Here is a 12934-nt window from a genome sequence, read left to right as displayed (position 1 = left end):
AATGACATCGGCTCAGCTGCGTGCTGACCCTGAAACATCACCAAAGGTAGACAAATGATCGTGCTGAAGGCCACCCAAGACAAATTGCTGTCGGTCCTGCAATCCGTGTCCGGCATTGTCGAGCGCCGCCACACCCTGCCCGTGCTGGCCAACGTGCTGATTCGCAAAACCGGCCACGCCGTTCAGCTGACCACCAGCGACCTGGAAATCCAGATCCGCACCACGGCCGAGATGGAAGGCGACCCCGGCGACTTCACCACCACCGTGGGTGCCCGCAAACTCATCGACATCCTGCGCACCATGCCCGCTGACCAAACTGTCAGCCTCGAATCGTCGCAATCCAAGTTGATCCTCAAAGGTGGCAAGTCCAAGTTCACCTTGCAGACCTTGCCCGCAGAAGACTTCCCTCTGGTGCAAGAAGCCGCCAGCTTTGGCCCCGTGTTCAGCGTGCCGCAAAAAACCCTCAAGCAATTGCTGGGGCAGGTCTCGTTTGCCATGGCCGTGCACGACATCCGTTACTACCTCAACGGCATCTTGTTCGTGGCCGAAGGCAACCGCCTGAGCCTGGTCGCCACCGACGGCCACCGCCTGGCCTTCACCGCCGCCACGCTCGACGTGGAAGTGCCCACCAAACAAGAAGTCATCTTGCCGCGCAAGACCGTGCTCGAATTGCAGCGCTTGCTGTCCGACGCCGATGGCGCGATCGAGATGCAATTTGCCAACAACCAAGCCAAGTTCAGCTTTGACGGCATGGAGTTCGTGACCAAGCTGGTCGAGGGCAAGTTCCCCGACTACAACCGCGTCATCCCCAAAGGCCACAGCAACAACCTGACCCTGGGCCGCCAAGCCCTGCTGTCTTGCTTGCAGCGCACCGCCATCCTGACCAGCGACAAGTTCAAAGGCGTGCGCCTGAACCTCGACCCCGGCAGCCTGCGCGTGGCCTCGACCAACGCCGAACAAGAAGAGGCCGTGGACGAACTCGACATCGACTACGGTGGCGACAGCATCGAAATCGGCTTCAACGTCACCTACATCATCGACGTGCTCAGCAACATGGGCCAGGACATGGTCCGCATCGATCTGGCCGACGCCAACAGCTCGGCGTTGATCACGATCCCCGAGAACGACAACTTCAAATATGTGGTGATGCCAATGCGCATTTGAGGCCTGGCCCCGACAGGCAATTGACCTTATCGAAACCCGCGACCCCTCGCGGGTTTCGGCCATTCAAGCGACAGAGAAAATTGAACATGACCGACGACATCAACCCCAGCGAAGAAGCTTTCACCACCGCGCAACCCAAGATCGACGCCCACCAAGCGGGCGCATCCGAAGGCTACGGTGAAGGCTCCATTCAGATTTTGGAAGGCCTGGAAGCCGTGCGCAAACGCCCCGGCATGTACATCGGCGACACGTCCGACGGCACGGGCTTGCACCACCTGGTGTTCGAGGTCGTGGACAACTCGATTGACGAAGCGCTGGCCGGTCACTGCGACGACATCGTCGTCACCATCCACTCCGACAACTCCATCAGCGTGACCGACAACGGTCGCGGCATCCCCACGGGCGTGAAGATGGACGACAAGCACGAGCCCAAGCGCAGTGCTTCAGAGATCGCTTTGACCGAACTGCACGCGGGTGGCAAGTTCAACCAGAACAGCTACAAAGTCTCGGGCGGTTTGCACGGTGTGGGCGTGTCGTGCGTGAACGCCTTGAGCAAATGGCTGCGCCTGACCGTGCGCCGCGAAGGCAAAGTGCACCAGATCGACTTTGCCAAAGGCTTTGTGCAAAACCGCTTGATCGAAACCGTCAGCGGCGTTGAAGTCTCGCCCATGCGCGTGACCGGTGCCACAGACAAGCGCGGCACCGAAGTGCACTTCTTGCCCGACGTGGAAATCTTCACGCAAAACACCGATTTTCATTACGAGATTTTGGCCAAGCGTCTGCGTGAGTTGTCCTTCCTGAACAACGGCGTGCGCATCCGCCTGAAGGACGAGCGCAGTGGCAAAGAAGACGACTTCTCTGGCGCCGGTGGCGTCAAGGGCTTTGTGGACTTCATCAACGCCAACAAAAAGGTGTTGCACCCCAACGCTTTCCACGCCAACGGCGAACGCCCGGCCGACAGCTACGGCGGCATTCCCGGCACCAGCATCGGTGTGGAAGTGGCCATGCAGTGGAACGACGGCTACAACGAGAGCGTGCTGTGCTTCACCAACAACATTCCGCAGCGTGACGGTGGCACCCACCTGACCGGCCTGCGCGCTGCGATGACCCGCGTCATCAGCAAGTACATCGAGAAAAACGAGATCGCCAAAAAGCAAAAAGTCGAAGTCAGTGGCGACGACATGCGCGAAGGCCTGTGCTGCGTCTTGAGTGTGAAAGTGCCCGAGCCCAAATTCTCCAGCCAGACCAAAGACAAGCTGGTGTCCAGCGAAGTGCGCGCCCCGGTCGAAGACATCGTGGCCAAAGCGCTGAACGACTACCTGGAAGAGCGCCCCAACGACGCCAAGATCATCTGCGGCAAGATCGTCGAAGCCGCCCGCGCCCGCGAAGCCGCCCGCAAAGCCCGCGAAATGACACGCCGCAAAGGCGTGCTGGACGGCATGGGCCTGCCCGGCAAACTGGCGGACTGCCAAGAAAAAGACCCGGCCCTGTGCGAAATCTACATCGTCGAGGGTGACTCCGCTGGCGGCTCTGCCAAGCAAGGCCGCGACCGTAAATTCCAGGCCATCCTGCCCCTGCGCGGCAAGATCCTGAACGTCGAAAAAGCCCGCTACGAAAAGCTGCTGACCAGCAACGAAATCATCACGCTCATCACCGCCTTGGGCACCGGCATTGGCAAGGCCAGCGCCGAATCCGGCAAGAGCGGCACCGACGACTTCAACGTCGACAAACTGCGCTACCACCGCATCATCATCATGACCGACGCCGACGTGGACGGCGCCCACATCCGCACCCTGCTGCTCACCTTCTTCTACCGCCAGATGCCCGACCTGGTCGAGCGTGGCCACATCTACATTGCCCAGCCACCGCTCTACAAAGTCAAGGCCGGTAAAGAAGAGCTGTACCTCAAAGACGGCCCGGCGCTCGACGGCTTCTTGCTGCGCATCGCGCTCAAAGATGCCAGCATCAGCACGGGTGGCGCTGCGCCCCAAGTGCTGACTGGCGAGACGCTGGAAGCACTGGCCCGCAAACACCAAGTGGCCGAACACGTCATTGCACGCTTGTCCAACTTCATGGACGCCGAAGCCCTGCGCGCCATGGCCGACGGCGTGTCACTCAACCTGGATGGCATGGACCAAGCCGCTGCATGCGCCCCCGCGCTGCAAGCCAAGTTGCGCGAACTCAACACCACCGGCATTCCGGCCGAAGTGACGGCCGAGTTTGATGTGCGCACCGACAAACCCATTCTGCGCATCAGCCGCCGCCACCACGGCAACATCAAGAGCAGCATCATCACGCAAGACTTTGTGCACGGTGCCGACTACGGCGCTCTGGCCGAAGCGGCTGAGACCTTCCGCGGGCTCCTCTCCGAAGGCGCCAAAGCCCTGCGCGGCGAAGGCGAGCGCCAGAAAGAAGAAAAAGTCAGCGACTTCCGCCAAGCCATGCATTGGCTCATCAGCGAAGCCGAACGCACCACCAGCCGCCAGCGCTACAAGGGCTTGGGCGAGATGAACCCCGCCCAGCTGTGGGAAACCACCATGGACCCCACCGTGCGCCGCCTGCTGCGCGTGCAGATCGACGACGCCATCGAAGCCGACCGCGTGTTCACCATGCTCATGGGCGACGAAGTCGAGCCACGTCGTAACTTCATCGAAGCCAACGCGCTGCGGGCGGGGAATATTGATATTTGATCAATCTTTAGATGTACCCATAACCTGAGAAAAAAGGGGCCCATAAGTTGTGAAACTGATGGGCCCCTTGTTTTGCCCCCCCCAATTCGGCCTTTTGAGCTTCCTCAAAGTGCAGCAGAATGGATTTTTCTGCTTTCTTATAAAGAAGCCATTTATTGCAACTCACGCACTAAGTTGGCCATCTTTCACACCCCCCAGGAGCCTTTATGAAATCTCGCGCCGCCGTCGCCTTTGAAGCTGGCAAGCCTTTGCAGATCGTCGAGATCGACGTCGAACCGCCGCGCAAGGGCGAGGTGCTGGTCAAGATCACGCACACCGGCATCTGCCACACCGACGCGTTCACGCTCTCGGGCGAAGACCCCGAAGGGCTGTTTCCGGTCGTGTTGGGCCATGAGGGCGCGGGCATTGTGGTCGAGGTGGGCGAGGGTGTCACCAGCGTCAAGCCCGGCGACCACGTCATTCCGCTCTACACCGCCGAGTGCGGGGAATGCCTGTTTTGCAAGTCGGGCAAAACCAACCTGTGCGTGGCCGTGCGTGCCACGCAGGGCAAAGGCGTCATGCCCGACGGCACCACGCGCTTTTCTTACCAAGGCCAGCCGCTTTACCACTACATGGGCTGCTCCACCTTCAGCGAATACACGGTCGTGGCCGAAGTCTCGCTGGCCAAAATCCGGCCCGACGCCAACCCCGAGCAAGTCTGCCTGCTGGGCTGCGGCGTGACCACCGGGCTGGGCGCGGTCAAAAACACGGCCAAGGTGCAAGAAGGTGACACGGTGGCCGTGTTCGGCCTGGGCGGCATTGGCTTGGCCGTGGTGCAAGGCGCCAAGCTGGCCAAGGCCGGGCGCATCATCGCCATCGACACCAACCCGGGCAAGTTCGATCTGGCGCGTACCTTTGGCGCGACCGACTGCGTCAACCCCAAAGACCACGACAAGCCCATTCAGCAAGTCATCGTCGACATGACCGGCTGGGGCGTGGACCACAGCTTTGAATGCATTGGCAACACCAACGTCATGCGGGCCGCGCTCGAATGTGCGCACCGCGGTTGGGGCCAATCAGTGATCATCGGCGTAGCTGGTGCGGGCCAGGAAATCTCCACCCGCCCCTTCCAGCTGGTCACTGGCCGACGCTGGCTGGGCACCGCCTTTGGCGGCGTCAAAGGCCGCAGCGAAGTGCCCGGCATGGTGGACGAGGCCATGGCCGGACGCATCGCGCTGGCCCCGTTTGTCACCCACACCATGGGGTTGAGCGGCATCAACCACGCGTTTGACTTGATGCACCACGGCGAGTCCATCCGCTCGGTAGTGCACTTTGAAGGCGGCGAATGAAACGCATCGAACAACACGCCAGCTCTGGCGGTCGGCAAGAGGTCTGGACGCATGCGTCCAGCACATTGTGTTGTGAGATGCGCGTGGCGGTGTACTTGCCCGAGGCAGCGCTGCGCGGCGAGCCATGCCCGGTACTGTATTGGTTGTCGGGCCTGACCTGCACAGAGCAGAACTTCATCACCAAAGCGGGTGCACAGGCCCACGCGGCGCGGCATGGCGTGATCGTGGTGGCACCCGACACCAGCCCACGCGGCGAAGCCGTGGCCAACGACGCAGCCTACGACCTGGGCCAGGGCGCAGGCTTTTACGTCAACGCCACCCAAGCCCCCTGGGCCGCGCATTACCGCATGCAGGACTATGTGGCCGACGAGTTGCCCACTTTGATCGAGCAGCACTTTTCCGCCAGCGATTCACGCGGCATCTTCGGCCATTCGATGGGCGGGCACGGCGCACTGATTACCGCGCTACGCCATCCGGACCGCTACCGCAGCGTTTCGGCGTTTTCACCCATCGCCGCGCCATCGCATGTGCCCTGGGGCCAAAAGGCCTTGACTGCCTACCTGGGCGCAGACCCCCAGGCGTGGCGTGCATGGGATGCCACAGAACTGGTGGCCACTGCGCGAGAGGAAAAGCTGCATCTGTTGGTGGACCAGGGTGACGCCGACGAGTTTTTGCCGCAACTTTGCCCCGAACGGTTGCAAGCGGCCTGCGAGGCAGCGGGCCATCCGCTGACGCTGCGCATGCAGCCGGGGTATGACCACAGCTATTACTTCATCGCCACGTTCTTGGGCGATCACTTTGATCACCACGCCCAATATCTGTAGTCCTTCAGGGTGGTCATGATGCGATGAGTGGCTTCATTGACATCCTGGTTGATCCATGTTGCTGCATGACATGGGTCCGGGGCGTTAACAGAGTGGGTTGAGATGGCCCACTCCTGATGGTTAGAGGCGTAAATTGCGCATCAACATGTCATTTTTGAGGCGTGCAGCGCGTTTCATGGCCTTGCCAAGCCTCATGTGCACTGAACGCAGAGGCCGTGAGTTCGATATCTGCCCGAGAAATGCGGACTTGGCTGGCTACATCGCGCCAAGTACCCACGACATCCATCACCTCGTCTACGATGTGCCGCCCTTGCACTGCCGTCAGGCCGTAAAACGAGGCTGTATTCAACGCAGTGTGTAAGTCAGGACGGTTGTCCATATCGTCAATGTTCAGCACATGCTCGGCTTTGTCGATGTTCGGGTTCACATCAAACGCGGGTGCCAAACGCCAGCCCGTTGAGCTCAACACAAAGCCGTGATTGCGCAAATGGTCGTCCCGATTGCCTACCGCCACATTGAACACCACGCGCCTGAACAGCTGAGACAGATCAGATTGAACAGTCTCTGCATCGCCACTGGCCCGCAGAAACTGCGCCAATTCCAGATAACTACAGCCCTCGCTTTGCTCCTTGCGCAGCAGCGTCATGGCCGATGCATAAAACCGCCGCTGACCACCGACACGGTCGAAGCGCTGCACACAAAAAGTATGAAACTCACCACCCAGGCGCAACAGCTTTGCAGCAGGGACATCGATGCCTGCACGTTGGGCCATTTGATGTGTGGCGAACTCCCAAGCCCCGACATCACGGTCATCGTCACGCGCCGGAAATTTGCCAATCCAAAGAGAACCGTCCAGCTCTGAGAAGTTGGCTTTGGGCCGAGCGCCCCCCAACGAAGCACCCGGTGCCACCAGAACGGTTAACCATTTGCGCAAAGCATCGAGATCGTCAATGCGCTTATGAGTCAGTTGCCAAGCCACCTGCTCCAGTTCGCGCAACGTGGTCACGGGTGGCGCTGCAAAAGCATCGTTGCCCAAAAACGCTTGCGTGCCAGATGGGCGAAACCGCAAAGCCCCTTGCCGGGTCATGTCCTGCACGCCAATCAAAAAATCCCACGCATAAAGCGTTTTGGCCGGACGCTTTTGGTCCTTTGCCAGCAAGGCCTCGCGCCGTTTCATCAGCGTTTGTCCCCAGCGGTCGGGTGATGAGTCGAGAAACACCCCAAAGTTGCCCAGCTCCCAACCAGACCTCTAGCCCATCGAATGGCCCCGTCATGGCTGCCCCTCAGAAGTGCTGTTGGCAGCGTCGGTGGACAGCACGTTGGCACGGCGCTGGCGTCGCGCTGCGGGCGATGGGGCCAAAGCCAAATCCTGCAGCTTGCGCCCCACTTTGTCGTCGGCGGCCAAGGCATTGAAATCTGCCTGCAGCCCGAGCACCGCCAGCACGCGCAGATAAGTGCCCAAAGTTGCACCCGCATCACCGGCCTCGACCTTGTAGACCGAAGTGCGCGACATGCCTGCCCGCTGCGCCACCACAGCCGTGCTCAGTTTGCGGCGCAAACGCGCCAGCCGCAGGCGCTCGCCCAAGGCGGTGAGCAGCGTTTGCTCTTGGGGGAAAACAATGGGTGACTTGCTTGGCATTTAGCCATTATGGACAAAAACTGTAACTATTGTCCATTTTGGACAAAAACTAAGTTACGCCGCTACTTCATTGACATCAACTCGCTGCGGGCGGGGAATATCGATATTTGATCCATAAAAGCCCTCATGTTGTCAAAACCCTGTTTTGGCGACATGACAGGGGTGACGTGTACTCGGCAAGAACATGAGGCTGCTCTCATGTTCGAAAAATTGAATTATTGCGACACGTTTGCTTGACGTGTCGCTCATGAGAACATATTCTTCAAACATGTTTCAATAATTCAATTTCAAGTACATGTACGACATCGAAACCGTTTGGCAGCCAGACCGGGCGCACAACCAGTTACCGACACTGCCTCCGGGGCACGACCTGGAAAGCAAAGCAGTGCTGCGTGCCTGCATTACGGCCCGCGCTGCATTGGCCGAGCTGAAACAAGCCGCCGAGCTGATCCCCAACCAGACCATGCTTATCAACACGATTCCGCTATTGGAGGCCAAAGACAGCTCGGAAATCGAAAACATCGTCACCACTACCGACCAGCTGTTTCAACACGTTGATGGTGATGGGCAAGCCGATCACGCCACCAAAGAAGCCTTGCGTTATCGAACCGCACTGCACCATGGCTATCGGTCACTCCAATCCAAGCCACTGTGTACGGCCACTGCGGTTGAAGTGTGTCGCACCCTCAAAGGTGCAGACATGGATATCCGGCGTACACCCGGTACCCAACTGGCCAACGACCGAACGGGCGAAGTGATCTATACACCGCCGGAAGGGGAAGACCGGTTGCGGACCCTGCTGGCCAACTGGGAACGGTTCCTGCACAACGAAACCGAACTGGACCCATTGATACGAATGGCCGTTGGGCATTACCAATTTGAAGCCATTCACCCCTTCACGGACGGCAACGGACGCACAGGCCGTGTCATCAACATCCTCTTTCTGATCCAGCAAGAGTTGTTGAACTTGCCCATCCTCTATTTGAGTCGGCACATCATCGCGAACAAAGCCGACTATTACCGCCTTTTGCTGGAAGTCACGCGGGACCAAGCTTGGGAGCCTTGGGTCTTGTTCATGCTCAAGGCGGTGGAAGAAACATCGCGATGGACCACTGGAAAGATCGTGGCCATCCGGCAATTGGCCGAACACACCACCGAACACGTACGGCTGAGCTTGCCCAAAATCTACAGCCGCGAGCTGGTGGATGTGATCTTTGAACAGCCCTACTGCCGAATTGGCAACCTCGTGGACAAGCAGATTGGCCAAAGGCAAGCCGCATCGCGGTATTTGAAAGAGCTCGTGGCCTTGGGCGTGCTGCGCGAGATGACTTATGGGAAAGAAAAGCTCTTCATCCACCCCAAACTGATGCAATTGCTCAGCCGGGACAGCAACGAATTTCAGTTTTATGAAACTTTCTGACCCCGGCGTGCTGACTGAGGGCGAGGAGGTTTACTCGTCTGAAGCATTTCGAAAATAGCCCCGGGTTTCGTAGTCGCCAAATGGATCAAACACCGCGCTGCTCACTCAAGTGGTTGGCCATCAGGCGCGCCATCTGACGGCCATTGATCAAATGTTTCTTTTTCAGCGCGACCAAGAGCTTGCCGGTTTCATCCAGCGTGACATCGTCGCCCGATGCCCGGGTAACCGCCTCTGCCCATGGGTCCAGTCCAGTGCGTTTGAAGTGCACATTGCATGACATGGCAAAACGCTTGACAAACACGCTCACATTTTTCAGCGGCAATGCATTCAAGTCTTCGGGCAAGGTGATGGGCTTGAGGGGATTGGACTGGGTTGTTGCAAGGGGTGCATCTTTGGCCCCCGCCCGTACTTTGGTGTAAATCCCGGAACTCACCCGAACCAACAAGCCCTCCTTGATCAACGCCTTGTGCGGAGCGCTGATAGTTTTAACGGCATGAGAGGGTGCTTTGTCTGGCATGACCTGATTGTGCCGTCAGACCCTGAACGCAGACGGCCACCTTTTAGGCCATCGGCTGCCTTTTTGTAGGAGCCCACCCCGTGGACGATGGGCGTGGGACACGCCCTCAACTTCGCCCTGCAAACCATCGCCCACAGGGGTGGGCTCCCACACCAACGAAAAACTGCCGCCCACATGCAGGGCCAGCGATGCACCCGTCAACCCACCCCACTTTGCAGCCCAAACACAATGCTCATGGGCCTGCTGCCCTGGTGCGACTGGTAGCGCACCCTGCCGTGGTACGTGAAGGGTGCGGCCTTGCCGACGGCCAGCTTGGTGTCGCGCACAAAGAGATGGATGTCGATGCCTAAAGCGGCGTGAATTCCGTCGCTGACTCAGGTGTTGAAGTTTGCCACCAGCCCCATCACTCATTTCAAGCCGTACCACACACCGCGTCCGCTACCGTGCTGCTCCAGATGGTTGCGCTCGGCGAGGTCGCGGAAATGCAGCTTGAGGGTGTTGCGACTGGCACCCGTCAATTGGATGGCATCCATCATCGTGACGCGCCCGTGCTCTCTGGCGAATTCCACGATCTGCAGTGACAGCTCGGGCAGGGTGGCCAGCACGATCTTTTCGCGCTCAACCTTCTTCTCCAGGCGCCGCACCTGCTCTGCCAGCGAGCGCAAGAAGAACACCAGCCATGGCTGCCAGTTGGGCGCATCCGTGCGGATGGTTCCTTGTGTCTGGCGCAAGGCCAAATAATAGGCTTCCTTGTTCAGCTCGATCACGCTCTCCATTGAGCTGTACGGCACATAGGCGTATCCGGCCCGGAGCAGCAGCAGGGTTGTCAACACCCGACTCAAACGTCCGTTGCCATCTTGAAAAGGGTGAATTTCCAGAAACACAACGACGAAGATCGAGATGATCAACAAGGGGTGCAGCTTTTCCGGTACCAGCGACTTCTGCAGCTCGTCATTCACCCATGACACCAATTGAGCCATCAGCTGTGGCGTGTCAAATGGCGTGGCGGTTTCGAAGACGATGCCAATTTGTGCACCGTTTTCATCGAATGCGGCGACGCTGTTTGAATGGGTCTTGTACTGCCCCCGGTGGCGAGCATCCTTTTCGCTGTGGGTCAGCAGAATCTGGTGCAGTTGCTTGATGTGGTTCTCGTTGAATGGGATGTCTTGCCACGAGCTGAACACCATATCCATGAGTTCAGCGTAACCGGCCACTTCCTGTTCGTCGCGTGTGTCGAAGGACTTGATGGCCAGGTTGGAGAGCAACCGCTCCACCTCGCGGTCAGTCAGCTTGCTGCCTTCTATGCGGGTGGACGAGCCGATGCTCTCGATGGTCGCCACCCGCCGTAGCGCCAAAAGACGCTCGGGTGCCAGCGTTCCCAAAGCACGCCATGCGCCCTTGAATTCGTCGATCCGAGCAATCAGGCTCAGGATTTCGGGTGTGATCTGGAGGGTGTCTGAACGCAACATGAAACCATTATTACACCCATTAACACCCATTTAGAATGCGCATCCTGTGAATGGATTGAAGTTGATACCCAGTGTGGCATGCCGAGTGATCACATCAACGCAACCAATTCGCCCTGCAAACCATCGCCCACAGGGGTGGGCTCCCACACCATCAAAAATCGCCGCCCACATGCATGGCCAGCGATGCACCCGTCATGCCGCCCCACTTTGCAGCCCAAACACAATGCTCATGGGCCTGCTGCCCTGGTGCGACTGGTAGCGCACCCGGCCGTGGTACGTGAACGGTGCGGCCTTGCCGACGGCCAGCTTGGTGTCGCGCACAAAGAGGTGGATGTCGATGCCTAAAGCGGCGTGGCGGATGATTTCGTCGCCGCGTTTGCTGGTCGGGTCGGTGGCGTTCTGGCTTTGCCAGTGAAAGTGCGTGTCATCGATCCAGTGGTCCATGTACTTGTGCTCGTCAGCCCGGCCTTGTTTGTTGAGCGTGACCAGAAGGATGTGCGCCTTTTTCTGGGCCAGCACCACATGGCCGACATTCCAATTGCCGGGGTTGTAGGCCTCGCCAAACAGCGCCGGAATGTCTTCGCGCATGAAAGACTCACCGAGCGCCAGATCCAGTGGATCGATGATGTTGCGCAGGCGTGCGAGCGTGCGCATGTCGTCGGTGGCCGTCAGGTCGTCGTAGTCCGGGTTGTTGGCTTTTGGTCATGGCCGTGGTCTCTACTTCGCGCAAGAGCGCATGCAAACGATCAGCCGATCAACTCGGCCCACTTTGCAACCGCAAAACCACGGTGATGGGTTGATTGCCTTGGTGGGTTCGTAGATGGCGCGAGCACATTCTGCAAATGGTTTGTACGTTCATACAGGTCGGTAGGCTCAAGTCCTGAGCTTGCAACCCGGCAGGATGCAGGCTGTGGCAAATCTATTCAATTCCAAATAACGGACTCAATTGGGTGGCAAATAGCAGCAACATGCTCGGTAAGGCGGTGTGCGTTGTTTCAAATATTCACCAACGGGTGAATCATGAAGGCGAATTTTTGTGAAAACAAAGTTAGTATTTGTAAGAGAAATTTAAAAACAAACCGAAAGAAGCACCTTGTCATCCATTGACGACAATTTTTTGATGATGATCGCTGAAGACATTGTGAGCACTGACCTCACAAGCCTGTCGGGTGTGGATGCCGTGGTGACCTCTGTCAACAATCGCCTACGGCATGGTTCTGGTGTCGCTCGGACCGTTAGCCAACTGGCAGGGCCAGCCTATGACAAAGCATGCGACCGCCTATTGCGCGCCCGTGACCAAGTGCCCTTGACACTGGGCACTGCACACCTGATGACCGCAGGTAACTTGGCGAGCCAAGGTGTCAAATACATCGTCAATGCCTGTGCCATGGGTTACACCCCACAAAAACAAGTCATACCCGCAACGTTCAGAACGCTGACCGGAGCCATCATGGCCAGCCTAGATGAAGCAAATAACGCGGGCTGTGAAAGCATTCTGATCCCACTCATGTGCGCTGCATCTGGCGGGCTGTCGGCAATTGACGCGGCCAAGTGGACGGTGGAAACAATTTACAAGTGGGCGGCGTACAACCCGGGAGGATCACTCAAGCGGGTGTTTTTCAATGGCTACGACTTCAGAGCCGATCAACACCATTGCTACGAGCAAGTGTGGCGGGATGCAATGGACCTGCGCATGCAGCCACGTCAAACCAAGCGTTACCTAGACTTGTTGCAAGTCGCGCGGGATGAGTTGCTGAGAATCGACTACAACATGCCGTTTTCGGTCAATGGGACCATCATCAGTAATATTAATCAGGCGCTGCACGCTAGTGGGTATAGCTGAGGTGGTGTATCTATATTTTTGATAAATTGGCAGTATTGAA

Annotated in this window: 11 protein-coding genes; 6 read left to right on the top strand and 5 right to left on the bottom strand. The window is 58.3% G+C overall.

The genetic code is table 11. The annotated features are described in order from the left end of the window. Positions 1-54: 54 nt before the first annotated feature. From dnaN to fghA, 4 genes are all read left to right on the top strand, one after another. On the top strand, positions 55-1164 hold the full coding sequence (gene dnaN, locus B9Z47_RS00700; RefSeq protein WP_108329349.1) for a DNA polymerase III subunit beta: 1110 nt from the start codon (positions 55-57) through the stop codon (positions 1162-1164). An 86-nt stretch (positions 1165-1250) separates the two neighbouring features. After that, a complete protein-coding gene (gene gyrB / locus B9Z47_RS00695) occupies positions 1251-3854 on the top strand; it encodes a DNA topoisomerase (ATP-hydrolyzing) subunit B (RefSeq protein ID WP_108329348.1) in 2604 nt (867 codons plus the stop codon). 206 nt (positions 3855-4060) lie between these two features. Further along, complete coding sequence (locus tag B9Z47_RS00690) at positions 4061-5182, top strand: S-(hydroxymethyl)glutathione dehydrogenase/class III alcohol dehydrogenase (protein ID WP_108329347.1); 1122 nt, start codon at positions 4061-4063, stop codon at positions 5180-5182. Continuing rightward, positions 5179-6006 (top strand): S-formylglutathione hydrolase, encoded by an 828-nt coding sequence (gene fghA / locus B9Z47_RS00685; RefSeq protein WP_108329346.1) that lies wholly within the window; start codon positions 5179-5181, stop codon positions 6004-6006. The genes B9Z47_RS00690 and fghA overlap by 4 nt, the downstream gene beginning before the upstream one ends. A 148-nt stretch (positions 6007-6154) precedes the next feature. Here fghA and B9Z47_RS00680 read toward each other — a convergent pair whose 3' ends face one another. Together B9Z47_RS00680 and B9Z47_RS00675 are read right to left on the bottom strand one after the other, a co-directional pair. Further along, a complete protein-coding gene (locus tag B9Z47_RS00680; protein ID WP_108329345.1) occupies positions 6155-7183 on the bottom strand; it encodes a type II toxin-antitoxin system HipA family toxin in 1029 nt (342 codons plus the stop codon). 93 nt (positions 7184-7276) lie between these two features. Further along, positions 7277-7645: a helix-turn-helix domain-containing protein gene (locus tag B9Z47_RS00675; protein WP_108329344.1), complete on the bottom strand. Its 369-nt coding sequence runs from the start codon at positions 7643-7645 to the stop codon at positions 7277-7279. Between the two features lie 295 nt (positions 7646-7940). Here B9Z47_RS00675 and fic point away from each other — a divergent pair, with 295 nt between their 5' ends. Then, on the top strand, positions 7941-9065 hold the full coding sequence (gene fic, locus B9Z47_RS00670) for a protein adenylyltransferase Fic (protein ID WP_108329343.1): 1125 nt from the start codon (positions 7941-7943) through the stop codon (positions 9063-9065). A gap of 85 nt (positions 9066-9150) precedes the next feature. Here fic and B9Z47_RS00665 read toward each other — a convergent pair whose 3' ends face one another. The 3 genes from B9Z47_RS00665 to B9Z47_RS00655 form a co-directional block, all read right to left on the bottom strand. After that, positions 9151-9582, bottom strand: coding sequence for a hypothetical protein (locus B9Z47_RS00665; RefSeq protein ID WP_146185739.1), 432 nt, complete (start codon positions 9580-9582; stop codon positions 9151-9153). Positions 9583-9989: 407 nt separating this feature from the next. Beyond that, positions 9990-11051 carry a Fic family protein gene (locus tag B9Z47_RS00660; protein ID WP_108329341.1) on the bottom strand — a complete coding sequence of 354 codons (1062 nt, stop codon included), beginning with the start codon at positions 11049-11051 and terminating at the stop codon, positions 9990-9992. A gap of 192 nt (positions 11052-11243) precedes the next feature. Next, positions 11244-11705 (bottom strand): DUF3427 domain-containing protein, encoded by a 462-nt coding sequence (locus tag B9Z47_RS00655; RefSeq protein WP_108329340.1) that lies wholly within the window; start codon positions 11703-11705, stop codon positions 11244-11246. Positions 11706-12144: 439 nt separating this feature from the next. On the opposite strand from B9Z47_RS00655, the gene B9Z47_RS00650 reads away from it, so the two are divergent. Then, positions 12145-12894: a macro domain-containing protein gene (locus tag B9Z47_RS00650; RefSeq protein WP_146185738.1), complete on the top strand. Its 750-nt coding sequence runs from the start codon at positions 12145-12147 to the stop codon at positions 12892-12894. Positions 12895-12934: the final 40 nt, after the last annotated feature.

This window comes from Limnohabitans sp. 2KL-1, assembly GCF_003063435.1.
In the GTDB taxonomy this organism is placed as follows: Bacteria; Pseudomonadota; Gammaproteobacteria; order Burkholderiales; family Burkholderiaceae_C; genus Limnohabitans_A.
Note: the sequence above shows the minus strand (reverse complement) of the source record. Positions and strands in the feature narration are given on the sequence as shown.

Bases quoted from the DNA above. Each gene is read 5' to 3' on its own strand.
- fic (WP_108329343.1), top strand. From the start codon at position 7,941: ATGTACGACATCGAAACCGTTTGGCAGCCAGACCGGGCGCACAACCAG.
- B9Z47_RS00675 (WP_108329344.1), bottom strand. From the start codon at position 7,645: ATGCCAAGCAAGTCACCCATTGTTTTCCCCCAAGAGCAAACGCTGCTC.
- gyrB (WP_108329348.1), top strand. From the start codon at position 1,251: ATGACCGACGACATCAACCCCAGCGAAGAAGCTTTCACCACCGCGCAA.
- B9Z47_RS00655 (WP_108329340.1), bottom strand. From the start codon at position 11,705: ATGCGCACGCTCGCACGCCTGCGCAACATCATCGATCCACTGGATCTG.
- B9Z47_RS00690 (WP_108329347.1), top strand. From the start codon at position 4,061: ATGAAATCTCGCGCCGCCGTCGCCTTTGAAGCTGGCAAGCCTTTGCAG.
- fghA (WP_108329346.1), top strand. From the start codon at position 5,179: ATGAAACGCATCGAACAACACGCCAGCTCTGGCGGTCGGCAAGAGGTC.
- B9Z47_RS00680 (WP_108329345.1), bottom strand. From the start codon at position 7,183: ATGAAACGGCGCGAGGCCTTGCTGGCAAAGGACCAAAAGCGTCCGGCC.
- B9Z47_RS00660 (WP_108329341.1), bottom strand. From the start codon at position 11,051: ATGTTGCGTTCAGACACCCTCCAGATCACACCCGAAATCCTGAGCCTG.
- dnaN (WP_108329349.1), top strand. From the start codon at position 55: ATGATCGTGCTGAAGGCCACCCAAGACAAATTGCTGTCGGTCCTGCAA.
- B9Z47_RS00665 (WP_146185739.1), bottom strand. From the start codon at position 9,582: ATGCCAGACAAAGCACCCTCTCATGCCGTTAAAACTATCAGCGCTCCG.